Below are 26,089 nucleotides of genomic sequence, written 5' to 3' on the forward strand. Positions count from 1 at the left end.
GTCAGTATGTTACTTGAAATTTCAATAAAAAACTTTGCCATTATTGAGGCGATTTCGCTCAATTTTGAAAAGGGTATGACTGTTTTGACTGGGGAAACGGGTGCTGGAAAGTCTATCATTATCGACGCTATGAATCTCATGTTGGGGGCTCGTGCAACGACAGACGTTATTCGTCATGGTGCGCCAAAGGCGGAGATAGAGGGGCTTTTCTCGGTTGAAAATAGTCGCCTTTTACAGGAACTTTTTGAAGAGCAAGGTTTGGAAATGGGTGATGAAATTATCATCCGCCGGGAAATTTTGCAAAATGGTCGTAGTGTTAGTCGCGTGAATGGTCAGATGGTCAATCTGTCTGTCTTGCGTGCCATTGGGCAACACCTTGTGGATATCCATGGTCAGCATGACCAAGAGGAGTTAATGCGTCCACAACTGCACATCCAGATGTTGGATGAGTTTGGTGATGCAGCTTTCTTGGACTTGAAGGAGACTTATCAGACGAGCTTTGATGCCTATCGCAAAATGCGTAAGCAGGTTCTAGAAGTCAAGAAAAACCAACAGGAACACAAGGCTCGTATTGAGATGTTGGAATTTCAAATGGCAGAGATTGAGGCAGCGAACTTACAGGCAGGTGAAGACTTGGCTCTCAACCAAGAACGAGATAAACTCCTCAATCATAAGAATATTGCAGATACGCTAACCAATGCCTACACTATGTTGGACAATGAGGAATTCTCCAGTCTTGCTAATGTCCGTTCAGCCATGAATGACATGGAAAGTGTTGAAGAATACGACCCTGAATACCGTGAAATTTCAAGTTCTCTGTCAGAGACCTACTATGTTTTAGAAGATATTACAAAGCGTTTGGAAGATATTATTGAAGATCTAGATTTTGATGGCAATCGACTCATGCAGGTTGAGAATCGCCTAGATCTTCTGAATACTATTTCCCGTAAGTACGGTGGAACTGTGGATGATGTCCTGCTTTATTTTGCTAAGATTACGGATGAGTACAATCTCTTGACAGGAAATAACCTTTCCTCCGAAGACATGGAAGCAGAGCTTAAGAAATTGGAAGTCAATCTTGTTGACTTGGCAGGACAGCTTGCAATAGCTCGCCATGATTTGGCCCAGCAGCTTGAGGCAGAGATTAAACAAGAACTGCAAGACCTCTATATGGAGAAAGCTCAATTTCAGGTTCGCTTTAGTAAGAGCAAATTCAGCCGTGAAGGAAATGAAGCAGTTGAGTTTTACATTTCTACTAACCCAGGTGAGGACTTTAAACCTTTGGTCAAGGTGGCGTCTGGAGGAGAATTGTCTCGTCTGATGTTGGCTATCAAGTCTGCCTTTTCTCGTAAGGAAGGTAAGACCAGTATAGTCTTTGATGAGGTGGATACGGGAGTTTCAGGTCGTGTTGCTCAAGCCATCGCTCAGAAGATTCATAAGATTGGCCAGCATGGTCAGGTTCTTGCTATTTCTCACCTTCCACAAGTGATTGCGATCGCGGATTATCAATTCTTTATTGAAAAGATTAGTGACGAACATTCAACTGTTTCGACAGTTCGTCTCTTGACTTTAGAAGAACGAGTAGAGGAAGTTGCTAAGATGTTAGCAGGAGAGAATGTAACCGAAGCGGCCCTTACCCAAGCGAGAGAATTATTGCAAACGAGGGAGAAATAAATGACAGACTATTATGTTATTGGAGATGTTCACGGGAAAGCAGGTATGCTAGAAGATCTGCTCAAAACCTGGGATGGTCACACCCAGTTGCTCTTTCTAGGGGATTTGATTGACCGAGGTGAAGATAGTCGCCGTGTTCTAGAAATGGTCAAAGACTTGGTCGACAATCAAGGGGCTATCTGTCTATCAGGAAACCACGAGTATATGTTTCTGACTTGGCTCGATGACCCAGAAGAAAGCTATGACCATTATCGTCGCAATGGTGGAGATACAACTATTAACTCTATCCTATGTCGTCCCTTGGATGCACCAGTTGATGGCGTAGAAGATGCCAAGCGTGTTGCGACTGAAGCGGCAGACTTGGTCGAATTTATTCGTCAAATGCCATTTGTAGTAGAGACAGACAAGTATATCTTTGTTCATGCTGGTATTGATTTGACCTTGGATGATTGGCATGAAACGACTGATTACAAGAAAGTCTGGCTCAGAAAACCATTCCACGAAGCCGAAAATCATACTGGAAAAACCATTGTCTTTGGGCATACACCGGTTTATGGTTTGCTAAAGCAAGACCGAGGTACTGCTGAGCTTTGGATAACAGATGATGGCAAGATTGGCATGGATGGAGGAGCTGTCTATGGTGGTGTCCTTCATGGGATCGTCTTTACAGACCAAGGAATGGCAGAACACCACTTTATCGAAAATGATGGCTTTATTGCCGAAGATTAGTACTCCTAGCAGGGTATGGTCTTGTCAAAATGTTAAAAACAATTTATAATTAATAGATACCCTGAAAGGAAGAGCAGCATGAACTTAGAAGAATTAAAGAAACGACAGGAGAAGATTCGAAACTTCTCTATTATCGCCCATATTGACCACGGGAAGTCAACGCTGGCAGACCGCATTTTGGAAAAGACGGAGACGGTTTCTAGTCGTGAAATGCAAGCCCAACTTCTGGATAGTATGGATCTTGAGCGTGAACGTGGGATTACCATTAAACTCAATGCCATTGAGCTGAATTACACTGCAAAAGATGGCGAAACCTATATTTTCCACTTGATTGACACGCCAGGACACGTGGACTTTACCTATGAAGTGTCGCGTTCGCTAGCTGCCTGTGAAGGGGCAATTTTGGTAGTCGATGCGGCCCAAGGGATTGAGGCGCAAACTCTTGCCAACGTTTATCTAGCCTTGGATAATGATTTGGAAATTCTGCCCGTCATTAACAAGATTGACCTACCAGCAGCTGATCCAGAGCGTGTTCGTACAGAGATTGAGGATGTCATTGGACTGGATGCCAGCGAAGCGGTCTTAGCTTCTGCTAAGGCTGGTATTGGTATAGAAGAAATTCTTGAGCAAATCGTTGAAAAAGTGCCAGCCCCAACGGGAGATGTGACGGCAGCACTCAAGGCCTTAATTTTTGACTCAGTTTATGATGCTTATCGTGGGGTTATCCTCCAAGTTCGTGTCATGGACGGAGTTGTTAAACCTGGCGATAAGATTCAACTCATGAGCAATGGCAAGACTTTTGATGTGACGGAAGTTGGTATTTTCACACCGAAAGCAGTAGGGCGTGATTTCCTAGCGACTGGGGACGTTGGTTATATTGCGGCTTCTATCAAGACAGTTCAAGACACGCGTGTCGGAGATACAGTGACCCTAGCAAGCAATCCTGCAGCTGAACCGCTAGATGGCTATAAGCAGATGAATCCTATGGTCTTTGCAGGGCTTTACCCAATCGAGTCAAATAAATACAATGACCTTCGTGAAGCCCTTGAAAAATTGCAGCTCAACGATGCCAGTCTGCAGTTTGAACCAGAAACATCGCAGGCGCTGGGATTTGGTTTCCGTTGTGGATTCCTTGGGCTTCTCCATATGGATGTTATCCAAGAGCGTTTAGAACGTGAGTTTAACATCGACCTCATCATGACAGCTCCGTCTGTTATCTATAAGGTTAACCAAACTGATGGTGAGTCTATGGATGTGTCTAACCCATCAGAGTTTCCAGACCCAACCAAGATTGCGACTATTGAAGAGCCGTATGTTAAGGCGCAAATCATGGTACCACAGGAGTTTGTTGGGGCAGTTATGGAATTAGCTCAACGCAAACGTGGGGACTTTGTGACCATGGACTATATTGATGACAATCGTGTCAATGTTATCTATCAAATTCCACTTGCTGAAATCGTCTTTGACTTCTTTGATAAGCTCAAGTCCTCGACTCGTGGTTATGCAAGCTTTGACTATGAATTGTCAGAGTACCGTCCATCTAAGCTGGTCAAAATGGACATCCTTCTCAATGGTGATAAGGTCGATGCCCTTAGCTTTATCGTTCACAAGGACTTTGCATACGAACGTGGGAAACTCATTGTTGATAAGCTCAAGAAAATCATCCCTCGCCAACAATTTGAAGTGCCGATTCAAGCAGCTATTGGACACAAAATTGTGGCTCGTACGGATATCAAGGCCCTTCGTAAAAACGTACTTGCCAAGTGTTATGGTGGTGACGTTTCTCGTAAGCGTAAACTCCTTGAAAAACAGAAAGCTGGTAAGAAACGCATGAAAGCTATCGGATCAGTAGAAGTCCCACAAGAAGCCTTCCTTAGCGTCTTAAGCATGGATGAAGAATAGAAATAGAAAACAAAACTCTTGAAAATTTTTCAAGAGTTTTTTCTTTAAATGAGAGTGATAAAATCGGAAACTAACAGAATTGATTAGGTTAAAATTTGACAGAAGTCCTTATTTTTCTTATAATGCAGATGGAAAGGTGGTAGGATGAAAAAATTATTAATTTTAGGTACTGTAGTTACTGCTAGTATTTTTCTAGCTTCATGCTCCAATAAATCACAAACAGCAACCGAAGAAAGTTCGTCTGCAGTTGTTAGTTCTTCTAGCAGTCAGGAAACGAGTAGCTCTAGCTCTGCCGTTTCAGAAGCGAAAAAGGAAGAGACGCAAATTATCGGTTCGAATGAATATGGTTTTGTCAAGGTACCCAAATCATGGGTTCGATTTCATGAAGTAGAAGGTGGAAATGATATACAGTATAGTGATGGAACAGATATCAACATTGTTACGCTGAATACCTTCAAGGCTGAGCAGTTTAATATCAGTGAAGAAGAATATGCTAAACTGGATGTTGTGACTGTCTCTTCTAGTATTTTAACTTCCAAAGAACAAAGCTCTGATTTCAGTAAGGTTTGGGGCTCCAAATCGACCATTGGAGGCTATGAAGCCTATGTTGTCAATGCAATTGCTAAGTCAGGGAAATACCTCGTTACTTGGGTTTTCCGATCAAATGATGGTAAAATCCGCTATGTTTCACTTGAAGGAGATGGGGAAACTTTAAAAACAATCTTACCGATGGTTGAAAGTAGCTGGTCAACTACTAAAGCTGAATAAATGAAAAAAAGAAGATCCTTGGTCTTCTTTTTATGTTTTTTACGAATAGATAGATGAGTAGAAAAAGAAATGGAGTTGTATATGAAAATCACAAACTATGAGATTTACAAATTGAGAAAAGCTGGGCTGACCAATCAACAGATTTTAACTGTTCTTGAATATGACGAGACTGTAGATCAGGAGCTCTTGCTAGGTGACATTGCGGAAATATCGGGGTGTCGTAATCCTGCGGTCTTTATGGAACGCTATTTCCAGATAGATGATGTTCAGTTGGAGAAGGAGTTCCAAAAATTTCCATCCTTCTCGATTCTAGACGACTGTTATCCTTGGGATTTGAGTGAGATTTATGATGCTCCAGCTCTCTTGTTTTATAAAGGGAATCTAGACTTATTGAAATTTCCAAAGGTTGCTGTTGTAGGGAGTCGTTCATGTTCTAGTCAGGGAGCAAAGTCGGTTCAGAAAGTCATTCAAGGTTTGGAAAACGAGTTAATCGTGGTCAGTGGTTTGGCCAAAGGGATTGATACGGCTGCCCATATGGCTGCACTCCAGAATGGAGGAAGAACGATTGCTGTCATTGGAACAGGATTGGATGTTTTTTACCCCCGTGCCAATAAACGTTTGCAGGAACACATTGGTAATCACCATTTGGTACTTAGCGAATACGGACCTGGTGAGGAACCCTTGAAATTTCACTTTCCAGCTCGTAATCGAATCATAGCAGGACTGTGTCGAGGGGTCATTGTAGCAGAGGCAAGAATGCGTTCTGGTAGTCTCATTACCTGTGAGCGAGCTATGGAGGAAGGACGCGATGTTTTTGCTATTCCAGGAAACATTTTAGATGGCCATTCAGATGGCTGTCACCATCTGATTCAAGAGGGAGCAAAGCTGATTAGTAGCGGTCAAGATGTGTTAGCAGAGTTTGAATTTTAAGGAGAAATTGTTCATTCAGATAAACTTTTCTACTATATATAGGAGTTAAGTCTTGACAGCTATAGAAAAATGGTTTACACTTTATAAAGTTTATTACTTTGAAAAGGTGTGATAGTGTGGCTACGGCAACAAAGAAGAAAAAATCAACAGTTAAAAAAAATCTAGTCATCGTGGAGTCGCCTGCCAAGGCAAAAACGATTGAGAAGTATCTAGGACGAAATTATAAGGTTCTAGCCAGTGTCGGACATATCCGAGATTTGAAAAAATCCAGTATGTCTGTTGACATTGAAAATAACTACGAACCGCAGTATATCAATATCCGAGGCAAGGGTCCTCTGATCAATGATCTGAAAAAAGAAGCCAAAAAAGCTAATAAAGTCTTTCTGGCGAGTGACCCGGACCGTGAAGGAGAAGCGATTTCCTGGCATTTGGCTCATATTCTCGATTTGGATGAGAATGATGCCAACCGTGTGGTCTTTAATGAAATCACCAAGGATGCAGTGAAAAATGCTTTTAAAGAACCTCGCAAGATTGATATGGACTTGGTCGACGCCCAACAAGCTCGTCGTGTCTTGGACCGCTTGGTAGGGTATTCGATTTCGCCTATTTTGTGGAAAAAGGTCAAGAAGGGCTTATCAGCAGGACGCGTGCAGTCTGTTGCCCTTAAGCTCATCATTGACCGTGAAAATGAAATCAATGCCTTCCAACCGGAAGAATACTGGACAATTGATGGTGTCTTTAAGAAGGGGACCAAGCAATTTCAGGCTTCTTTCTATGGTATGAATGGCAAAAAGATGAAATTGACCACCAACGAAGAAGTCAAAGAAATCTTGTCTCATTTGACTAGCAAAGATTTCACAGTAGACCAGGTAGATAAGAAAGAACGCAAACGAAATGCGCCCCTACCTTATACGACTTCAACCATGCAGATGGATGCGGCTAACAAAATCAATTTTCGTACTCGAAAGACTATGATGGTGGCTCAACAACTCTACGAAGGGATCAATATCGGATCAGGTGTGCAAGGTTTGATTACCTATATGCGTACAGACTCGACTCGTATCAGTCCTGTGGCTCAGAATGAAGCGGCAAGCTACATTAACGACCGTTTTGGTAGCAAGTATTCCAAGCATGGTAGCAAGATCAAGAATGCCTCAGGAGCTCAAGATGCTCACGAAGCCATTCGTCCATCTAGTGTCTTTAACACACCTGAAAGCATCGCTAAGTACTTGGACAAAGACCAGCTTAAGCTTTATACCCTTATCTGGAATCGTTTTGTGGCAAGCCAGATGACAGGAGCTATCTTTGATACCATGGCTGTTAAGCTTTCTCAAAATGGGGTTCAGTTTGCGGCAAATGGAAGTCAAGTTAAGTTTGATGGTTATCTTGCTATCTACAATGACTCTGACAAGAACAAGATGTTGCCAGATATGGCTGTTGGAGATGTGGTCAAGCAGGTCAATAGCAAGCCAGAACAACATTTCACTCAACCGCCAGCTCGCTATTCGGAAGCGACTCTTATCAAGACCTTGGAAGAAAATGGAGTTGGACGTCCGTCAACCTACGCTCCGACCATTGAAACCATCCAGAAACGTTATTATGTTCGCCTTGCAGCTAAACGTTTTGAACCAACAGAGTTGGGTGAAATTGTTAACAAGCTCATCGTTGAATACTTCCCAGACATCGTCAATGTGACCTTCACAGCTGAAATGGAAGGAAAACTGGATGATGTCGAGGTTGGAAAAGAGCAGTGGCAACGTGTTATTGACGCCTTTTACAAACCATTCTCTAAAGAAGTAGCTAAGGCTGAATCTGAAATGGAAAAAATCCAGATAAAGGATGAGCCAGCTGGATTTGACTGTGAGGTTTGTGGCAGTCCAATGGTGATTAAGCTCGGTCGTTTTGGTAATTCTATGCTTGTAGCAATTTCCCAGACTGCCGTCACACACAAGCTATTGTCAAAGAGATTGGAGTCGAGTGTCCAAGCTGTCATCAAGGACAAATCATCGAACGAAAAACCAAGCGTAATCGTATCTTCTATGGTTGCAATCGCTATCCAGAATGTGAATTTACTTCCTGGGACAAACCAATTGGACGTGATTGTCCAAAATGCGGACACTTCCTTGTGGAGAAAAAGGTCCGTGGCGGTGGTAAACAGGTTGTATGTAGTAATGGCGACTACGAAGAAGAGAAAATTAAATAACACGAAGAGTCCTGAAAATAAATTTCAGGCTCTTTTTACTTGAAGCTTGACAAATTTCCTCACTTTGTGGGAAACTAGTAGAAGATTATTTCAATTAGGAGAAGACATGCGTATTATTTACCTCAGTATTGGTTTTATTTCTTTAGCCTTGGCTCTTGTTGGGGTTGTCTTGCCCCTCTTGCCAACAACGCCCTTTCTTTTGTTAGCTATCGCTTGCTTTTCAAAATCTTCTAAGCGTTTTGAAGACTGGCTTTATCACACCAAGCTCTATCAGACTTATGTAGCTGACTTTCGCGAGACCAAGTCTATTGCGCGAGAACGCAAGAAAAAAATCATCGTATCCATCTATATCTTGATGGGGATTTCTATTTATTTTGCCCCTCTTTTGCCAGTCAAAATCGGTCTGGGAGCCTTGACTATCTTTATCACCTACTATCTCTTTAAAGTCATTCCTGACAAAGAATAGATAAAAATAGTAGTTATTTGCCTTGATAAAAATGAAAGCATATTTAAAATAATATGATATAATAAATTTAAAGAAAACATCAAGGAGAATCAAATGATTTACGAATTTTGTGCTGAAAATGTGACCTTGCTTGAAAAAGCAATGCAGGCTGGAGCTCGTCGAATCGAACTTTGTGACAATCTAGCAGTAGGAGGAACAACACCTAGCTATGGAGTGACCAAGGCAGCGGTTGAACTGGCAGCTAATTACGATACCACCATCATGACTATGATTCGTCCCCGTGGTGGCGATTTTGTCTATACTGATCTTGAAATAGCGATCATGCTAGAAGATATTCGTTTGACTGCGCAAGCTGGAAGTCAAGGTGTTGTATTTGGTGCTTTAACTGCTGATAAGAAGTTGGATAAAGCTAATCTGGAGAAGCTAATTGTTGCATCTAAAGGAATGGAAATTGTCTTCCATATGGCCTTTGATGAATTGAGTGATGAAGACCAGTTGGAAGCCATTGACTGGCTCAGCCAAGCTGGTGTCACTCGTATCTTAACTCGTGCTGGTGTATCTGGTGACTCGCTAGAGAAACGTTTTGAACACTATCACAGAATTTTGGAACATGCAAAAGGTAAAATTGAAATTTTACCAGGTGGGGGGATTGACTTGGATAACCGTCAAACCTTTATCGACCAGCTGGGCGTGACACAATTGCATGGAACTAAGGTTGTCTTTTAAAAAATAGAAAGGAACTGCTAGCTTTTGGTAGCAGTTTTCACTTATGTTTGAAATTTTTAAATCCTATCAGTTTAATAAAGAAAAAGCTCATGCCTATGGTTTTGTAGAAAATGTAGAAGTCTGGACCTATAGTTGCCAGATTTTGCAGGGTGAATTTTTCATGACAATCTCCATCACTCTTGATAATGTGAGTTTTCAAGTTTTTGATCGGGAGACTGGTGACCTTTATCCTCAAGTTCATATGGAAAGCATGCGTGGGAGTTTTGTTGCAAGTGTCCGTGAGGCTTGTTTGGAGATTCTTTACCAGATTCGGAAGGCTTGCTTTGATGTACAGGATTTTATCTGTCCTCAGACTAAGCGTATCATGTCTCAAGTTCAGGAAAAGTATGGTAATCAGTTGGAGTATCTTTGGGAGAAATCGCCTGATACAGCTGTATTACGCCATGAAGGTAATCAAAAATGGTATGCTGTTTTAATGAGAATTCCTTGGGATAAGCTGGAAAAGGGGAGAGAAGGGCTAGTCGAAGCAGTCAACCTCAAACACGACCAAGTAGCTGACTTGCTTTCAAAAAAAGGCATTTATCCAGCCTTTCATATGAACAAACGCTACTGGCTTAGTCTGGCGCTTGATGATAGTTTGCAAGATGAAGAAGTGTTAGAACTTATCGAAAGAAGTTGGAACTTGACCGTGAAAAAATAAAGAAATTCGCTTGAGTTTTCAAACACTTTCAATTAGCAAAATATTCTTTACTGAAGAAATTTTCAGAAAATATTGGATTTTTTCTTGACAAGTGTTTTTAGCTATGCTAAAATACTAAACAAGACATCAAACGAAGGAGAAAGTCAAACATGAAAACAGCTAAGTTTAATCAATTTGCTTTGTTGTTGAGGTACTCGGGCTAGTGCAAAAGCATTAGTCCTGTTTGGCTTACCAAGCGGGAGTAAATCAACATCTCGCTTGGGCTTCTGAGCGAGATGTTTTTTTAAAACCACATTTGGAAAAGGGGAAATCTTATGCGTAAAGTTGAATTTTTTGATACAAGCCTTCGTGATGGGGAACAAACACCTGGTGTTAACTTCTCAATAAAGGAAAAAGTTTCCATTGCAAGACAGCTGGAGAAATGGGGAATTTCTGTAATTGAAGCTGGTTTTCCGGCTGCTAGTCCAGATTCATTTATAGCCGTTCAAAAAATTGCTAGAGCCATGAAAAAAACAGCAGTGACAGGATTAGCTCGTTCTGTAAAATCTGATATTGATGCTTGTTATGAGGCTCTTAAGGATGCCAAGTATCCACAAATTCATGTCTTTATCGCTACCAGTCCGATTCACCGCAAGTATAAGCTCAATAAGAGCAAGGAAGAGATTTTAGAAGCTATCAAGGAGCATGTTTCTTATGCACGTTCTAAGTTTGAGGTTGTCGAGTTCTCTCCTGAAGATGCTACTAGGACAGAGTTGGATTTCCTCTTACAAGTCGTTCAAACAGCGGTCGATGCAGGTGCATCTTATATCAATATCCCTGACACAGTTGGCTTTACGACTCCAGAAGAGTTTGCACGCATCTTTGATCACTTGACTGAAAATATTAAATCAGATCATAAAGTTGTCTTTGGTGTCCACTGTCACGATGATCTCGGTATGGCAACTGCAAATACTTTGACAGCAATTAAACACGGTGCTGGACGTGTCCAGGGAACTATTAATGGTATCGGTGAACGCGCAGGTAATGTTGCTCTTGAAGAAGTAGCTGTTGCTTTGAAGATTCGTGAGGATTTCTTCCAAGCAACTAGCGATATTGTTTTGGATGAAACAATGAATACGTCAGAAATGGTTTCTCGCTTCTCTGGTATTCCAGTTCCTAAAAACAAGGCTGTCGTTGGTGGTAATGCCTTTTCTCATGAATCTGGTATTCACCAAGATGGAGTTCTTAAAAATCCTCTCACTTATGAGATCATCACACCTGAATTGGTTGGTGTTAAGAGCAATAGCCTTCCGCTTGGAAAATTGTCTGGTCGCCATGCCTTTGTTGAAAAACTAAGAGATTTGGCCCTAGACTTTACTGAAGAAGACATCAAACCACTCTTTGCTAAGTTTAAGGCACTAGCGGATAAGAAACAAGAAATCACAGATGCAGATATTCGAGCTCTGGTAGCTGGAACCATGGTTGAAAATCCAGAAGGCTTCCACTTTGATGATTTACAACTTCAAACCCATGCGGACAATGACATTGAAGCGCTTGTTAGTCTGGCTAATATGGATGGTGAAAAAGTCGAATTTAATGCGACAGGGCAAGGTTCCGTTGAAGCAATCTTTAACGCTATCGATAAGTTCTTTAACCAATCTGTTCGCTTGGTGTCCTATACTATTGACGCGGTAACGGATGGAATCGATGCCCAGGCTCGTGTCTTGGTCACTGTTGAAAACAGAGATACAGAAACCATCTTTAACGCAGCAGGTCTTGATTTCGATGTATTGAAGGCTTCCGCTATTGCCTATATCAATGCCAATACTTTTGTTCAAAAAGAGAATGCAGGTGAGATGGGGCGCAGCGTTTCCTACCGAGATATGCCTAGTGTGTAAAGGAGAAGGCTATGACAAAGAAAATAGTAGCACTAGCAGGGGATGGAATCGGTCCAGAAATCATGGAAGCTGGTTTAGTGGTTCTGGAAGCTCTAGCCGAAAAAACTGGCTTTGACTATGTGATAGACAGGCGCCCCTTTGGAGGTGCAGGTATTGATGCTGCGGGGCATCCCTTACCTGATGAAACCCTTAAGGCATGTAGAGAAGCAGATGCTATTCTCCTAGCAGCTATCGGTAGTCCTCAGTATGATGGCGCAGCGATTCGGCCTGAACAAGGCTTGCTGGCTCTTCGTAAGGAACTCAACCTCTATGCTAATATTCGCCCCGTAAAAATCTTTGATAGTCTCAAGCATTTGTCACCTCTCAAACCGGAACGAATTGCTGGTGTAGACTTTGTCGTGGTGCGTGAGTTGACAGGTGGGATTTACTTTGGGGATCATATCCTTGAAGAGCGCAAAGCGCGTGATATCAACGACTATTCCTATGAGGAAGTAGAGCGGATTATTCGCAAGGCTTTTGAAATTGCAAGAAGTCGCAGAAAAATCGTTACTAGTATCGATAAGCAAAATGTTCTAGCAACATCAAAACTCTGGCGGAGAGTAGCTGAGGAAGTCGCGCAAGATTTTCCAGATGTGATCTTGGAACACCAGCTAGTCGACTCAGCTGCCATGCTCATGATTACCAATCCTGCCAAGTTTGATGTCATTGTGACGGAAAATCTTTTCGGAGATATCTTATCTGATGAATCAAGCGTTTTATCAGGCACACTTGGCGTCATGCCATCAGCCAGTCATTCTGAAAAAGGTCCAAGTCTTTATGAGCCCATTCACGGTTCAGCGCCTGATATTGCAGGTCAAGGAATTGCCAACCCTATCTCCATGATTTTGTCAGTTGCCATGATGTTGAGAGATAGCTTTGGACGTTATGAGGATGCGGAGCGTATCGAACATGCTGTTGAGAACAGTTTGGCAGCAGGAATTTTAACGAGAGATATTGGAGGACAGGCTTCGACCAAGGTAATGACGGAAGCCATTATTGAAAGACTATGAAGATAAATGAAGGAATAACGCTTGCCCTCTTGATTTGGAATTTGCTGGTTTTCTTGATTTATGGCATTGACAAATTCAAGGCAAGAAGAGGTGCTTGGCGCATCCCTGAGAAAATATTATTGACTTTAGCGCTTGTCTGCGGTGGTTTTGGTGCCTGGTTGGCAGGAATCACCTTTCACCACAAGACTAGAAAATGGTATTTTAAAACAGTTTGGTTTCTCGGGATGGTAACCACACTAGTAGCCTTATATTTTATTTGGAGGTAATGGATGGCAGGAAAATCAATTTTTGATAAATTATGGGACCGCCATGTCATCACAGGAGAAGAGGGGCAACCCCAACTCATGTATGTGGATCAGCACTATATTCATGAAGTGACTAGTCCCCAAGCTTTTCAAGGATTACGAGATGCAGGTCGCAGATTGAGACGGCCAGACTTGACATTTGGAACCTTTGACCACAATGTCCCGACAGTTAATATCTACGATATACGAGATGTGATTTCTAAGGCTCAAATTGATAAGCTTGCTGAGAATGTTGAGGAATTTGGGATTGAACATGCGGCCCACGGTTCTGAAAAGCAGGGGATTGTTCACATGGTAGGTCCAGAAACAGGACGAACGCAACCAGGAAAATTCATCGTCTGTGGAGATAGCCACACAGCTACTCACGGAGCTTTCGGAGCCATCGCCTTTGGGATTGGGACTAGTGAGGTTGAGCATGTCTTTGCTACTCAGACGCTCTGGCAAGTTAAACCTAAGAAAATGCTGGTAGAATTCACCGGCGTTCCTCAAAAAGGAGTCTATTCCAAGGATTACATCCTCGCCTTGATTGCCAAGTACGGCGTTGCCTGTGGTGTAGGATATGTGGTGGAATATCGTGGGCAAGCGATTGATGCTCTGACCATGGAAGAGCGAATGACTATCTGCAATATGTCCATCGAGTTTGGCTCTAAGATGGGCATCATGAATCCAGATCAAACTACCTATGATTATCTCAAAGGACGAGAATGTGTTCCCGAAGCTTTCGAGGAGGCGGTTGCCGACTGGAAGACCCTAGTTAGTGATGAGGATGCTGTTTATGATAAGGTTATCCAGATGGATGTTTCAGACTTGGCTCCCATGGTGACTTGGGGAACCAATCCTGCTATGGGGGTTGACTTTGACAGTAGCTTCCCAGAAATTAAGGATATGAATGATGAGCGAGCCTACAATTACATGGACTTGGAGCCTGGTCAGAAGCCAGCAGATATTGAACTAGGTTATATCTTTATCGGGTCTTGCACTAATGCTCGTCTCAGTGACTTGCAACTGGCTGCGCGATTTGTCAAAGGGAAGAAAATTGCTCCCAATCTAACAGCAATTGTAGTTCCGGGCTCTCGTCCTGTCAAACGAGCTGCTGAGAAGTTGGGCTTGGACAAAGTCTTTCTAGATGCTGGTTTTGAGTGGAGAGACCCAGGTTGCTCCATGTGTCTAGGGATGAATCCCGACAAGGTACCTGATGGCGTTCACTGTGCTTCAACCAGTAACCGCAACTTTGAAGATAGACAGGGATTTGGCGCTAAGACCCATCTCTGCAGTCCAGCCATGGCAGCTGCGGCAGCTATCGCAGGGCGCTTCGTAGATGTTCGGCAAATGCCAGAAGCACAGTAAGGAGAGGATATGGAGAAATTTACAGTTTATACGGGAACGACCGTTCCTCTCATGAATGATAACATTGATACAGACCAAATCCTTCCCAAGCAGTTTCTCAAATTAATTGATAAGAAAGGCTTTGGTAAGTACCTCATGTATGCTTGGCGTTATCTGGACGATAACTACACAGAGGATCCAGACTTTGTCTTTAACCGACCTGAATACCGAAAAGCCAGTATCCTCATCTCAGGGGACAACTTTGGCGCAGGATCGTCCCGAGAACACGCGGCTTGGGCTCTAGCAGACTACGGTTTTAAGGTCGTGATTGCTGGATCTTTCGGGGATATTCATTACAATAATGAACTCAATAATGGCATGTTGCCTATTGTTCAGCCTAGGGAGGTTAGAGAAAAGCTAGCCCAACTCAAACCGACCGACCAGGTAACTGTAGACTTGGAACAACAAAAAATTATCTCACCAGTTGGAGAATTCACTTTTGAAATCGATAGTGAATGGAAACACAAGCTCTTAAATGGTTTGGATGATATCGGTATTACCTTGCAGTACGAAGATTTGATTGCTGCTTATGAAAAACAACGCCCAGCCTATTGGCAGGAATAGAATAGAATAAAAATAGAAAAGGAAATAGAACTATGACAAAACACATTCAATGGAACGGAACACTTTCTCAAGAAGGCTATGACATTTTAAAAGGTGAGGGCGGATGTATCGTTTGCCCTACTAAAGTCGGATACATTATCATGACTAGCGATAAGGCAGGTCTTGAACGCAAATTCGAAGCTAAAGAACGTAACCGTAACAAACCAGGTGTTGTACTTTGTGGTAGCATGGATGAGCTTCGTGCTTTAGCACAACTCAATCCAGAAATTGAAGCCTTCTACCAAAAACATTGGGACGAAGACATCCTACTTGGTTGTATCCTTCCATGGAAACCAGAAGCTTTTGAGAAATTGAAAGCATATGGTGATGGTCGTGAAGAACTCATGACAGACGTTCGTGGTACTAGCTGTTTTGTCATCAAGTTTGGTAAAGCTGGTGAACAGTTGGCTGCTAAACTTTGGGAAGAAGGCAAGATGGTATACGCCTCATCAGCTAACCCATCTGGAAAAGGAAACCGTGGTAAGGTGGAAGGAATCGGAGAACGAATCGAAGGAGCAGTGGATCTTGTCATCGAAGCTGACGATTATGTAGCATCCATCCAACCTGACAAAACCATTGAAACTCGCTACGAGCAAGGTGTGATGGTGTCTATGGTTGATAAAGATGGTAAACTCATCCCAGAACAAGGAGGAGACCGTTCAATCTCACCAGCACCAGTTGTTATCCGCAAAGGGCTTGACATTGATAAAATCATGATGCACCTGTCAGATACCTTTAACTCATGGGACTACCGTCAGGGTGAATATTACTAAGATAAAAAAAGAAGTCTAGTGTTATGAGATATTTAAGCTCCTAACACTGGGCTTTTTGTTTGGAAATTCTTTTCTTTTTATAGGATATGATATTCTATATATAAAATATATGTTTATAGAAATTAATCAATTAAATTTAACAGCCTATAATGTGAAACAGGAGCTATAAAATGGAAGATAAAGTAAATTATTGGATGATAGTTGCAGGTCGTGGTGGCAATGTCTGGTCCTTATTTAAAGAAGAGAATATAGCTTGCATAGATTTTGATTCTAATTTGTCTAGTATTCTAGATTATAAAAATCCTCAAGAATTGAATCAGGGAAAACAGAGAGATAAATTTATTTGGAAATTTGCTCATGACATAAAAAAAGATGATTACATAATAGCTACCACAGGATTTAAGAAAATTTTAGGAATTGGTCAATGTGTGAAACCTTATTATTTTGATGAAACAAAATCAAAGTTTAAACATTGTATTGGTGTTAATTGGTTGAAAGTAGATGGTGGATGGGAATACCAAGGTACAAAAGGTGCAAGACAAACCATCAACTGGGACAGAAACAAGGAACGTATCAATTTATATAAATCCATTCTAAATGGCACATACAGAAAAAATATAGAGAAAGTTGTTATGAATAAAAATATTAACGATTATTTAGATATATTAAGAAAATCCAAAAACCTTATCCTTCGAGGTGCACCTGGTACAGGAAAAACACACCTTGCTATTGATATTGCAAACGAATTAACAGATGGCAACAAAGATCAAATCGGCTTTGTACAGTTTCACCCATCTTATGATTATACGGATTTTGTAGAGGGTTTGAGACCGGTATCAAATGGGGATGGATCTATTGAGTTTAGGCTACAGGACGGTATTTTTAAAGATTTTTGTCAGAAAGCAAAAGAAGCCCAATTGATTGGAGGACAAGATAATTTTGATGAGGCTTGGGATTCTTACTTAGAATATATAAATGTTGCTGAAGAAAAAGAATATATAACAAAAACATCTTACTTATCTGTTAATAGTAGACAAAATTTGTCAGTAAATTATGATAGTGGTGTTCCAGGATGGTCACTACCTCGCAAATATGTTTACGAGTTGTATAAAGATAAAAATTATAATAAGCAAGAATACTACAAAAGTGGTGGAAAAACTGTCCTAGAAACATTGAGAAAGAGATTTGGTTTGAAAGACTATGTTTCCCCAACAGAAATTGACACAGACAAGAAATTCGTTTTCATCATTGATGAAATCAACCGTGGAGAGATTTCTAAGATTTTTGGTGAACTCTTTTTCTCTATTGACCCTGGCTATCGTGGTCAGAAGGGGAGTGTTTCTACTCAATATACCAATCTACACGAAAACGATGAGAAGTTTTATATCCCCGAAAATGTTTACATCATCGGAACAATGAATGATATTGACCGCTCGGTGGACACCTTTGATTTTGCTATGCGTCGTCGTTTCCGTTTTGTTGAAATTACTGCTGAAAGTCAACTTGGTATGCTTGATGAAGTGCTTGGTGATAAAGCCGAAGAAGCTAAAATTCGTCTAAGAAACTTGAATGCTGAAATCGAAAAAGTTCAGGAGTTAAATAGTCATTATCATATCGGTCCAAGTTATTTCCTTAAGTTGAAGGATGTGGACTTTGACTATGAATTACTCTGGTCTGATTATCTCAAACCACTTTTGGAGGATTACTTACGGGGTTCTTATGAAGAGTCTGAAACTCTGGCAACATTGAAAAAAGCATTTGATCTTACAAATAACGAGCAAACAGTTCAGCAAGATACTGGTGATAATGATGCGGATAACTGATAATCAGCATAAAATTGCTAAAGAAGATTTTGTCGCAGAATATCCCAAACTAAGTCAAGCTCTTCTTGATAGAACACTGGATAACCTTTCTAGAGAGGATAATATCTTTATTTTTCCAAATGATTTGACTCATACTCCTGATTTAGAGAAGGACCAAAAGATTTTTGAAACTGTCAATCAGGAAATTAAGACTGGAAATGTGATTGGTTTTCTGGGGTGTGGTCAGGAAAAATTGACGATTTCCTCTCGTTTTTCTGATGAAAGTAACGACCATTTTTTACATTATCTTTTGCAAAAGGTTCTTCATATCAATCTCACTAGTTTAGATGTAGCTTTGTCGCGTGAAGATAAGCTCTATCAACTTTTGATGTATCTCTTCCCCAAGTATCTACAAGCTGCAATTCGAAAAGGTCTTTATAAGGAATACCAAAGATTTTCTCATAACGACAGTCATGTAAAGGGAGTGATAGATGTTGGAAATCATCTTAAAAGAAATGTTCCTTTTATGGGAAATACTGCCTATACAACTAGAGAGTTTACTTATGATAATCCACTCATGCAGTTGATTCGACATACGATTGAGTACATAAAGAATCAGAAAAGTTTCGGAGTTCTGCTCGATAGTAATCGTGAAAATATGACAGAAATTGCGCGTGTAACTCCAGCTTATAAACTAGCTAATCGTGCCAAGATTATCAGAATGAATAAAATCAAACCCATCCGACACGCCTATTTCAGAGAGTATAAAAAATTACAGGAACTCTGCTTGATGATTCTGAGTAGAGAAAAGCATGGTCTTGGCCCTCAATCTCAAAGGGTACATGGTATTCTCTTTGATGTTGCCTGGCTTTGGGAAGAGTATGTCTACACCTTGTTGCCAAAAGGTTTCATCCATCCACGAAATAAGGATAAGACGGACGGAATTTCAGTATTTTCTAATCGTGAAAGAAAAGTATTTCCAGATTTTTATCATAAAGAGTTAAAAATAGTTCTAGATGCAAAATATAAAAAACTGGAGTTTACTGAAAAAGGGATCAATCGCGAGGACTTGTTCCAGTTGATTTCCTATTCATATATTTTAGAAGCTGGGAAAACTTGGAAAGCAGGATTGATTTTTCCTAGTATGGAGCAGTCAGTAAATAGTGAAATAGGAAAACTAGCTGGCTATGGAGCTCAATTGAAGAAGTGGTCTATCCAAATCCCTCAGAATGCCTCATCCTATAGTGCATTTTGTAAAATGATGGAAAATTCAGAAGAAAATTTTAAAGCGATTATTGATGAAGAAGTGGGGAGAAAGTAATCTCTTCGCTTTTTTTGCTATTTATATAAGTAATTCCCGAACAATATAATTTGATTATTAAAAATATTTGACAAAAACTGTACCTTTGTTTATAATTAATTAAGGAAACGTCGGAAAAGACGTAGGGATGCGCAAGCATAGGTAGGTCATTATAAAAGAAACGAGACATCGATATGTTAAATGAATTTCCAATTTTTGATTACGAAGATATTCAGTTGATTCCTAATAAATGTGTCATTAAAAGCCGTGCAGAAGCAGACACGAGTGTCACACTTGGAAATCACACTTTCAAACTACCTGTTGTACCTGCAAATATGCAGACGATTTTGGATGAGAATGTAGCAGAGCAACTGGCTAAAGATGGCTACTTCTACATTATGCATCGTTTTGATGAGGCTGGGCGCATTCCTTTTATCAAACGCATGCACGATCAAGGGCTCATTGCTTCCATTTCTGTCGGTGTTAAGGACTACGAGTATGATTTTGTTAGCCGACTCAAGGCTGATGCTCCTGAGTATATCACGATTGACATTGCCCATGGTCATGCGGATAGCGTGATTTCTATGATTCAACACATCAAGAAAGAATTACCAGACACTTTTGTCATTGCTGGTAACGTAGGAACACCAGAAGCTGTGCGTGAATTGGAAAATGCTGGAGCGGATGCCACTAAGGTTGGAATCGGTCCTGGTAAGGTTTGTATTACCAAGGTCAAGACAGGTTTTGGCACAGGTGGCTGGCAGTTGGCAGCCCTTCGCTGGTGTGCTAAGGCTGCTCGCAAACCGATCATCGCTGATGGTGGCATTCGTACTCATGGTGATATTGCCAAGTCTATCCGTTTCGGTGCCAGCATGGTCATGATTGGTTCCCTATTTGCAGGACATATCGAAAGCCCTGGAAAGACAATCGAAGTTGATGGGGAACAGTTCAAAGAATACTATGGTTCAGCTTCTCAATACCAAAAGGGAGCATATAAAAATGTGGAAGGTAAGCGAATCTTACTGCCTGCTAAAGGGCATTTGCAAGACACCCTTACTGAGATGGAACAGGACTTGCAAAGTGCTATCTCTTATGCAGGTGGACGCAAGGTTGCTGACCTCAAACACGTTGATTATGTTATCGTGAAAAACTCTATCTGGAACGGGGATGCTTCCCACTAATGGACGCTTAGTCCACCCATAAAAAACTTGTTATTAGAGCAAATTTCTGTTATAATAAGACAAGTTTCCACCCTTAGTGTAATGGATATCACGTAAGATTCCGGTTCTTGAGATGGGGGTTCGATTCCCTCAGGGTGGATGTAAATAGCCTAAGAAAGCCTTAAATAAGGCTTTTTCTTTATTTCTCCCCAAATTTGTCCCTAAAATTGAAAAGTTTGTTTTAAAAAATGCTCAATTCCCCTCTAGTCCCGTTTTAAAGTGACTCAGGGGGCTTTTTTTGATATAATAAGAAGGACTGTTATCAGTTAGAAAGAGGTTAGTATGAAAGAATTACAAACTGTACTGAAGAAGCGTTTTGCAATCGAATTTGCAGACAAAAACTTACTAGAAACGGCCTTTACTCATACGAGTTATGCCAATGAGCACCGCCTCTTAAAAATTTCACACAATGAGCGCTTGGAATTTTTAGGAGACGCTGTTCTGCAATTATTGATTTCAGAATATCTGTATAAAAAATATCCTAAGAAACCAGAGGGAGATTTGTCCAAACTCCGTGCTATGATTGTCCGCGAGGAGAGTTTGGCTGGTTTTGCGCGTGATTGCCAGTTTGATCAGTTTATCAAGCTAGGAAAAGGGGAAGAAAAGTCTGGTGGGCGCAATCGTGACACCATTCTTGGTGATGCCTTTGAAGCCTTTCTGGGTGCTTTGCTTTTAGACAAGGATGTGGCTAGGGTAAAAGAGTTTATCTATCAGGTCATGATTCCCAAGGTTGAAGCAGGTGACTTTGAAATGATTAAGGATTACAAGACACATCTGCAAGAGTTGCTTCAGGTCAATGGCGATGTGGATATTCGTTACCAGGTGACCTCTGAAACGGGACCTGCTCATGATAAGGTTTTTGATGTAGAAGTCCTGGTTGAAGGCAGGAGTATTGGAAAAGGTCAAGGCCGTTCTAAAAAATTGGCAGAGCAAGAGGCCGCAAAAAATGCAGTTGAGAAGGGGCTGAATTCATGTATTTAAAGGAAATTGAGATTCAGGGATTCAAGTCCTTTGCTGACAAGACCAAGGTCGTTTTTGATCAAGGCGTGACAGCTGTTGTTGGGCCAAATGGATCTGGAAAGTCAAATATCACGGAAAGTCTGCGATGGGCCTTGGGAGAGTCCAGTGTCAAGAGTCTTCGTGGTGGTAAGATGCCTGATGTCATTTTTGCTGGGACTGAAAGCCGCAAACCGCTCAATTATGCCTCTGTTGTCGTGACCTTGGATAATGAAGATGGTTTTATCAAGGATGCGGGGCAAGTCATTAAGGTAGAACGTCATATTTACCGTAGTGGTGATAGTGAGTATCGAATTGATGGCAAAAAAGTCCGTCTGCGCGATGTACATGACCTTTTCTTGGATACTGGTTTGGGACGTGATTCCTTCTCTATTATTTCCCAAGGGAAGGTTGAGGAGATTTTCAACTCCAAACCAGAGGAACGCCGTGCCATTTTTGAAGAAGCTGCTGGAGTTTTAAAGTACAAAACTCGTAGAAAAGAAACAGAAAGCAAACTGCAACAAACTCAAGACAATCTAGACCGTTTAGAGGATATTATCTATGAGTTGGACAATCAAATCAAGCCTCTTGCCAAACAAGCAGAGAATGCTAGGAAGTTTCTAGACTTGGATGGTCAACGTAAGGCGATTTACTTGGATGTACTGGTTGCCCAAATCAAGGAAAACAAGGCTGAACTAGAGCTGACGGAAGAAGAACTAACTCAGGTTCAGGAACTTTTGACTAGTTATTATCAAAAGCGTGAAGAGTTAGAAGAAGAAAATCAAAGTCTTAAAAAGAAACGCCAAGATCTCCAAGCTCAAATATCCAAAGACCAAGGAAGTTTGATGGATCTGACGAATCTGATAAGTGATTTAGAACGAAAATTAGCCCTATCAAAACTGGAGTCCGAGCAAGTAGCCCTCAATCAACAAGAAGCACAAGCCCGTTTGACTGCTTTGGAAGATAAGAGAAAGACTCTAAGTAAAGAGAAATCTGAAAAAGAAGTGAACTTGGCACAGTTAGAGGAAAATCTAGCTGAAAATAACAAGGAACTCAATCGTTTAGAAGCAGAATTGCTAGCTTTTTCTGATGATCCTGACCAGATGATCGAGCTCTTGCGCGAACGCTTTGTCGCTCTTTTACAAGAAGAAGCGGATGTCTCAAACCAACTGACCCGCATCGAGAATGAACTAGAGAACAGCCGTCAGTTATCTCAAAAACAAGCAGAGCAACTTGAGAAACTGAAAGAACAATTGGCTACAGCTAAAGAGAAAGCAAGTCAGCAAAAGTCTGAGCTTGAAACTGCCAAGGAGCAGGTTCAGAAATTATTGGCTGACTACCAAGCTAGTGCTAAGGAGCAAGAAGAACAAAAAGCCTCTTATCAAGCCCAGCAGAGCCAACTATTTGACCGTCTGGATAGTCTCAAAAACAAGCAGGCTAGAGCCCAAAGTTTAGAGAATATCCTTAGAAATCATAGCAACTTTTACGCGGGTGTTAAGAGTGTTCTCCAAGAAAAAGACCGTCTAGGTGGGATTATTGGTGCAGTTAGTGAACATTTGACCTTTGATGTGCATTATCAAACTGCTTTGGAGATTGCGCTTGGAGCAAGTAGTCAGCACATCATCGTAGAAGATGAGAACGCGGCGACTAAGGCTATTGATTTCCTTAAGCGCAACAGAGCCGGTCGTGCAACATTTCTTCCGTTGACGACTATCAAGGCTCGTGCGATTTCTAGTCAGAATCAAGATGCTATCGCAGCAAGTCCAGGCTTCCTTGGCATGGCAGATGAGTTGGTGTCGTTTGACAAGAGACTAGAAGCTATTTTCAAAAACTTGTTAGCAACGACAGCAATTTTTGATACTGTAGAACATGCGCGTGCAGCCGCTCGTCAAGTTCGTTACCAGGTTCGTATGGTGACACTGGATGGGACAGAGTTGCGTACTGGTGGTTCCTACGCGGGTGGTGCCAATCGTCAAAATAACAGTATTTTCATCAAGCCAGAACTGGAGCAATTGCAAAAAGAAATTGCTGAAGAAGAAGCTAGTCTGCGTTCAGAAGAAGCGAGTTTGAAGGCCGTGCAAGATGAGATGGCGGTATTGGCAGAAAGATTAGAAGCTATCAAATCTCAGGGTGAGCAAGCTCGTATTCAGGAGCAAGGTTTGTATCTTGCTTATCAACAAACCAATCAGCAGGTCGAAGAACTGGAAACGCTTTGGAAACTTCAAGAAGAGGAATTAAATCGCCTTACTGAAGGAGATTGGCAAGTGGATAAGGAAAAATGCCAAGAGCGCCTCGCTACTATCGCCAGTGAAAAGCAAAATCTGGAAGCTGAGATTGAAGAGATTAAGTCTAATAAAAACGCTATTCAAGAACGCTATCAAAACTTGCAGGAACAAGTAGCGCAAGCACGCTTGCTTAAGTCAGAACTGCAAGGACAAAAGCGGTATGAAGTGACTGATATTGAACGCCTAGGTAAGGAATTGGATAACCTCAATCTTGAACAAGAGGAAATCCAGCGTCTTCTCCAAGAAAAGGTTGATAATCTTGAGAAAGTGGATACGGATCTGCTAAGTCAGCAGGCGGAAGAGGCCAAAACTCAGAAAACAAACCTCCAACAAGGTTTGATACGCAAGCAGTTTGAGTTGGATGATATCGAAGGTCAGCTGGATGATATTGCCAGCCATTTGGATCAAGCTCGTCAGCAAAATGAAGAGTGGATTCGCAAACAAACACGTGCTGAAGCCAAGAAAGAAAAGGTCAGCGAACGCTTACGCTATCTACAAGGTCAATTAACTGACCAGTACCAGATCAGCTACACCGAGGCTCTAGAAAAAGCACATGAGTTGAAAGATCTCAATCTGGCAGAGCAAGAGGTTAAAGATCTTGAGAAAGCTATTCGCTCACTGGGTCCTGTCAACTTGGACGCTATTGACCAGTACGAAGAAGTCCACAACCGTTTGGATTTCCTCAATAGTCAACGAGATGATATTTTGTCTGCGAAAAACCTACTCCTTGAGACCATCACAGAGATGAATGATGAGGTTAAGGAGCGCTTCAAATCAACCTTTGAGGCTATTCGTGAGTCCTTTAAAGTGACCTTTAGACAGATGTTTGGCGGTGGTCAGGCAGATTTGATATTGACTGAGGGCGATCTTTTAACAGCTGGTGTGGAGATTTCTGTCCAACCTCCAGGTAAGAAAATCCAATCTCTCAACCTCATGAGTGGTGGGGAAAAAGCCCTATCTGCTCTGGCTCTGCTCTTCTCAATCATCCGAGTCAAGACTATTCCTTTCGTCATCTTGGACGAGGTGGAGGCGGCGCTAGACGAAGCCAATGTCAAACGTTTTGGGGATTACCTCAACCGCTTTGACAAGGATAGTCAGTTTATCGTCGTGACCCACCGTAAGGGGACGATGGCAGCAGCGGATTCTATCTATGGAGTTACCATGCAAGAATCAGGTGTTTCTAAGATTGTTTCGGTTAAATTAAAAGATTTAGAAGAAACAATAGACTAGTTACCAAATGATAGCATCTCTTAGGAGGTGCTATTTTTTAAAACTAAAGTGCTAAATTTTCACTTAAGGTCAGTTCAGGCGCAGAAAACGACATTTGGGATTTCCTCTTAGCGAAAAGACTTTCTCTATGATATAATAGTTTTATGATTACAACAGTACCTATTAAGAACGAAAAAGACATTGCAGTACCGGGGAAAACAGTCCTTGTACTAGGTTATTTTGATGGCATCCACAAGGGGCATCAGAAACTTTTTGAAGTGGCTAGTAAGGCTTCAATGAAGGATTATCTGCCAGTTGTCGTGATGACCTTTACAGAATCGCCAAAACTTGCCTTACAACCTTATCAACCTGAGCTCATGCTCCATATCGTCAATCACGAGGAACGGGAGCACAAGATGAAGTGGCATGGGGTAGAGGCTCTATTCTTACTTGACTTCAGTAGCAAATTTGCTAGTCTAACGGGTCAAGAATTCTTTGATACCTATGTTCGAGCTTTAAAACCAGCTATTATCGTAGCGGGATTTGATTACACCTTTGGCTCAGATAAGAAAACTGCGGATGACCTAAAGGACTATTTTGATGGAGAGATTATCATTGTTCCTCCGGTCGAGGACGAAAAGGGCAAGATCAGCTCCACACGGATTCGCCAAGCTATTCTTGATGGAGATGTCAAGGAAGTCAACCATCTACTAGGCACACCTCTCCCAACCCGTGGAATGGTCGTTCATGGAAATGCTCGTGGGCGTACTATCGGTTATCCAACAGCCAATCTGGTCCTCAGAGATCGGACTTATATGCCAGCAGACGGTGTTTATGTAGTCGATATAGAAGTACAACGTCAGAGATATCGTGGAATGGCAAGTGTTGGGAAAAATGTTACTTTTGATGGAGAAGAGCCACGTTTTGAAGTCAACATTTTTGACTTTTCAGATGATATTTACGGTGAGACCGTCATGGTCTACTGGCTAGATCGTGTCCGTGATATGGTCAAATTTGACTCCATCGAAGAGCTCGTAGACCAACTCCAGAAAGACGAAGAGATTGCTCGAAACTGGAAGAATGGAGAATAGAAAAGTTTAAAAAAGTGAACCATATTTTGTGTTTGCTTTTTTATTTTTGAAAGAAATTTTAATAGAAAGAAACATAATTGAAGCTTGATTGAAAA

Annotated in this window: 20 protein-coding genes, 1 tRNA gene and 1 pseudogene; all 22 read left to right on the forward strand. The window is 41.4% G+C overall.

Going from position 1 to position 26,089, the window contains the following annotated elements:
- The first annotated feature begins 6 nt into the window (after nt 1–6).
- On the forward strand, nt 7–1,674 hold the full coding sequence (recN, locus tag SOR_RS04215) for a DNA repair protein RecN (protein WP_000923555.1): 1,668 nt from the start codon (nt 7–9) through the stop codon (nt 1,672–1,674).
- Complete coding sequence (locus tag SOR_RS04220) at nt 1,675–2,403, forward strand: metallophosphoesterase family protein (RefSeq protein ID WP_000133316.1); 729 nt, start codon at nt 1,675–1,677, stop codon at nt 2,401–2,403.
- Between the two features lie 78 nt (nt 2,404–2,481).
- The gene (gene lepA, locus SOR_RS04225) at nt 2,482–4,305 is read left to right on the forward strand and encodes a translation elongation factor 4 (RefSeq protein ID WP_001047198.1); all 1,824 of its coding nucleotides are present in this window, start codon (nt 2,482–2,484) and stop codon (nt 4,303–4,305) included.
- A 144-nt stretch (nt 4,306–4,449) separates the two neighbouring features.
- Entirely contained in the window at nt 4,450–5,073 is a 624-nt protein-coding gene (locus SOR_RS04230) for a hypothetical protein (protein ID WP_000734757.1), read from the forward strand.
- 81 nt (nt 5,074–5,154) lie between these two features.
- Nucleotides 5,155–6,003 (forward strand): DNA-processing protein DprA, encoded by an 849-nt coding sequence (dprA, locus tag SOR_RS04235; protein ID WP_000705338.1) that lies wholly within the window; start codon nt 5,155–5,157, stop codon nt 6,001–6,003.
- A 116-nt stretch (nt 6,004–6,119) separates the two neighbouring features.
- Nucleotides 6,120–8,206: pseudogene (topA, locus tag SOR_RS04240) on the forward strand (type I DNA topoisomerase).
- A gap of 106 nt (nt 8,207–8,312) precedes the next feature.
- Nucleotides 8,313–8,672 (forward strand): YbaN family protein, encoded by a 360-nt coding sequence (locus SOR_RS04245; protein WP_001220358.1) that lies wholly within the window; start codon nt 8,313–8,315, stop codon nt 8,670–8,672.
- A gap of 93 nt (nt 8,673–8,765) precedes the next feature.
- A complete protein-coding gene (locus SOR_RS04250; RefSeq protein WP_000638803.1) occupies nt 8,766–9,398 on the forward strand; it encodes a copper homeostasis protein CutC in 633 nt (210 codons plus the stop codon).
- Nucleotides 9,399–9,441: 43 nt separating this feature from the next.
- The gene (locus tag SOR_RS04255; RefSeq protein WP_000461567.1) at nt 9,442–10,098 is read left to right on the forward strand and encodes an MmcQ/YjbR family DNA-binding protein; all 657 of its coding nucleotides are present in this window, start codon (nt 9,442–9,444) and stop codon (nt 10,096–10,098) included.
- A 314-nt stretch (nt 10,099–10,412) separates the two neighbouring features.
- The gene (locus SOR_RS04260) at nt 10,413–11,975 is read left to right on the forward strand and encodes a 2-isopropylmalate synthase (protein WP_001233219.1); all 1,563 of its coding nucleotides are present in this window, start codon (nt 10,413–10,415) and stop codon (nt 11,973–11,975) included.
- A gap of 11 nt (nt 11,976–11,986) precedes the next feature.
- Nucleotides 11,987–13,024, forward strand: coding sequence for a 3-isopropylmalate dehydrogenase (gene leuB, locus SOR_RS04265; RefSeq protein ID WP_000162532.1), 1,038 nt, complete (start codon nt 11,987–11,989; stop codon nt 13,022–13,024).
- Nucleotides 13,021–13,290, forward strand: a complete 270-nt coding sequence (locus tag SOR_RS04270) for a DUF1294 domain-containing protein (RefSeq protein ID WP_000700093.1) — start codon at nt 13,021–13,023, stop codon at nt 13,288–13,290. Before leuB ends, SOR_RS04270 begins: the two co-directional genes overlap by 4 nt.
- A gap of 3 nt (nt 13,291–13,293) precedes the next feature.
- Nucleotides 13,294–14,676, forward strand: a complete 1,383-nt coding sequence (leuC, locus tag SOR_RS04275) for a 3-isopropylmalate dehydratase large subunit (RefSeq protein ID WP_000907572.1) — start codon at nt 13,294–13,296, stop codon at nt 14,674–14,676.
- 9 nt (nt 14,677–14,685) lie between these two features.
- Nucleotides 14,686–15,279, forward strand: a complete 594-nt coding sequence (leuD, locus tag SOR_RS04280) for a 3-isopropylmalate dehydratase small subunit (protein WP_000410641.1) — start codon at nt 14,686–14,688, stop codon at nt 15,277–15,279.
- A gap of 32 nt (nt 15,280–15,311) precedes the next feature.
- Nucleotides 15,312–16,091, forward strand: coding sequence for an L-threonylcarbamoyladenylate synthase (locus tag SOR_RS04285; RefSeq protein ID WP_000160506.1), 780 nt, complete (start codon nt 15,312–15,314; stop codon nt 16,089–16,091).
- 170 nt (nt 16,092–16,261) lie between these two features.
- Complete coding sequence (locus tag SOR_RS04290) at nt 16,262–17,914, forward strand: AAA family ATPase (protein ID WP_000389725.1); 1,653 nt, start codon at nt 16,262–16,264, stop codon at nt 17,912–17,914.
- The gene (locus SOR_RS04295; protein ID WP_001223057.1) at nt 17,901–19,214 is read left to right on the forward strand and encodes an McrC family protein; all 1,314 of its coding nucleotides are present in this window, start codon (nt 17,901–17,903) and stop codon (nt 19,212–19,214) included. The genes SOR_RS04290 and SOR_RS04295 overlap by 14 nt, the downstream gene beginning before the upstream one ends.
- Before the next feature lie 173 nt (nt 19,215–19,387).
- A complete protein-coding gene (locus tag SOR_RS04300; protein ID WP_000931151.1) occupies nt 19,388–20,374 on the forward strand; it encodes a GMP reductase in 987 nt (328 codons plus the stop codon).
- Nucleotides 20,375–20,441: 67 nt separating this feature from the next.
- Nucleotides 20,442–20,513 (forward strand) — tRNA-Arg (locus tag SOR_RS04305).
- 182 nt (nt 20,514–20,695) lie between these two features.
- Complete coding sequence (gene rnc, locus SOR_RS04310; RefSeq protein WP_000661474.1) at nt 20,696–21,394, forward strand: ribonuclease III; 699 nt, start codon at nt 20,696–20,698, stop codon at nt 21,392–21,394.
- Nucleotides 21,385–24,924, forward strand: coding sequence for a chromosome segregation protein SMC (smc, locus tag SOR_RS04315; RefSeq protein ID WP_000280907.1), 3,540 nt, complete (start codon nt 21,385–21,387; stop codon nt 24,922–24,924). Before rnc ends, smc begins: the two co-directional genes overlap by 10 nt.
- 143 nt (nt 24,925–25,067) lie before the next feature.
- Nucleotides 25,068–25,994: a bifunctional riboflavin kinase/FAD synthetase gene (locus SOR_RS04320; RefSeq protein WP_000633643.1), complete on the forward strand. Its 927-nt coding sequence runs from the start codon at nt 25,068–25,070 to the stop codon at nt 25,992–25,994.
- Nucleotides 25,995–26,089 lie beyond the last annotated feature (95 nt).

The organism is Streptococcus oralis Uo5 (assembly GCF_000253155.1).
Taxonomy (GTDB): Bacteria; Bacillota; Bacilli; order Lactobacillales; family Streptococcaceae; genus Streptococcus; species Streptococcus oralis_L.

What these genes read in the sequence shown, in the direction of transcription:
- recN (WP_000923555.1), top strand. Translation starts at nt 7, where the DNA reads ATGTTACTTGAAATTTCAATAAAAAACTTTGCCATTATTGAGGCGATT.
- SOR_RS04220 (WP_000133316.1), top strand. Translation starts at nt 1,675, where the DNA reads ATGACAGACTATTATGTTATTGGAGATGTTCACGGGAAAGCAGGTATG.
- lepA (WP_001047198.1), top strand. Translation starts at nt 2,482, where the DNA reads ATGAACTTAGAAGAATTAAAGAAACGACAGGAGAAGATTCGAAACTTC.
- SOR_RS04230 (WP_000734757.1), top strand. Translation starts at nt 4,450, where the DNA reads ATGAAAAAATTATTAATTTTAGGTACTGTAGTTACTGCTAGTATTTTT.
- dprA (WP_000705338.1), top strand. Translation starts at nt 5,155, where the DNA reads ATGAAAATCACAAACTATGAGATTTACAAATTGAGAAAAGCTGGGCTG.
- SOR_RS04245 (WP_001220358.1), top strand. Translation starts at nt 8,313, where the DNA reads ATGCGTATTATTTACCTCAGTATTGGTTTTATTTCTTTAGCCTTGGCT.
- SOR_RS04250 (WP_000638803.1), top strand. Translation starts at nt 8,766, where the DNA reads ATGATTTACGAATTTTGTGCTGAAAATGTGACCTTGCTTGAAAAAGCA.
- SOR_RS04255 (WP_000461567.1), top strand. Translation starts at nt 9,442, where the DNA reads ATGTTTGAAATTTTTAAATCCTATCAGTTTAATAAAGAAAAAGCTCAT.
- SOR_RS04260 (WP_001233219.1), top strand. Translation starts at nt 10,413, where the DNA reads ATGCGTAAAGTTGAATTTTTTGATACAAGCCTTCGTGATGGGGAACAA.
- leuB (WP_000162532.1), top strand. Translation starts at nt 11,987, where the DNA reads ATGACAAAGAAAATAGTAGCACTAGCAGGGGATGGAATCGGTCCAGAA.
- SOR_RS04270 (WP_000700093.1), top strand. Translation starts at nt 13,021, where the DNA reads ATGAAGATAAATGAAGGAATAACGCTTGCCCTCTTGATTTGGAATTTG.
- leuC (WP_000907572.1), top strand. Translation starts at nt 13,294, where the DNA reads ATGGCAGGAAAATCAATTTTTGATAAATTATGGGACCGCCATGTCATC.
- leuD (WP_000410641.1), top strand. Translation starts at nt 14,686, where the DNA reads ATGGAGAAATTTACAGTTTATACGGGAACGACCGTTCCTCTCATGAAT.
- SOR_RS04285 (WP_000160506.1), top strand. Translation starts at nt 15,312, where the DNA reads ATGACAAAACACATTCAATGGAACGGAACACTTTCTCAAGAAGGCTAT.
- SOR_RS04290 (WP_000389725.1), top strand. Translation starts at nt 16,262, where the DNA reads ATGGAAGATAAAGTAAATTATTGGATGATAGTTGCAGGTCGTGGTGGC.
- SOR_RS04295 (WP_001223057.1), top strand. Translation starts at nt 17,901, where the DNA reads ATGCGGATAACTGATAATCAGCATAAAATTGCTAAAGAAGATTTTGTC.
- SOR_RS04300 (WP_000931151.1), top strand. Translation starts at nt 19,388, where the DNA reads ATGTTAAATGAATTTCCAATTTTTGATTACGAAGATATTCAGTTGATT.
- rnc (WP_000661474.1), top strand. Translation starts at nt 20,696, where the DNA reads ATGAAAGAATTACAAACTGTACTGAAGAAGCGTTTTGCAATCGAATTT.
- smc (WP_000280907.1), top strand. Translation starts at nt 21,385, where the DNA reads ATGTATTTAAAGGAAATTGAGATTCAGGGATTCAAGTCCTTTGCTGAC.
- SOR_RS04320 (WP_000633643.1), top strand. Translation starts at nt 25,068, where the DNA reads ATGATTACAACAGTACCTATTAAGAACGAAAAAGACATTGCAGTACCG.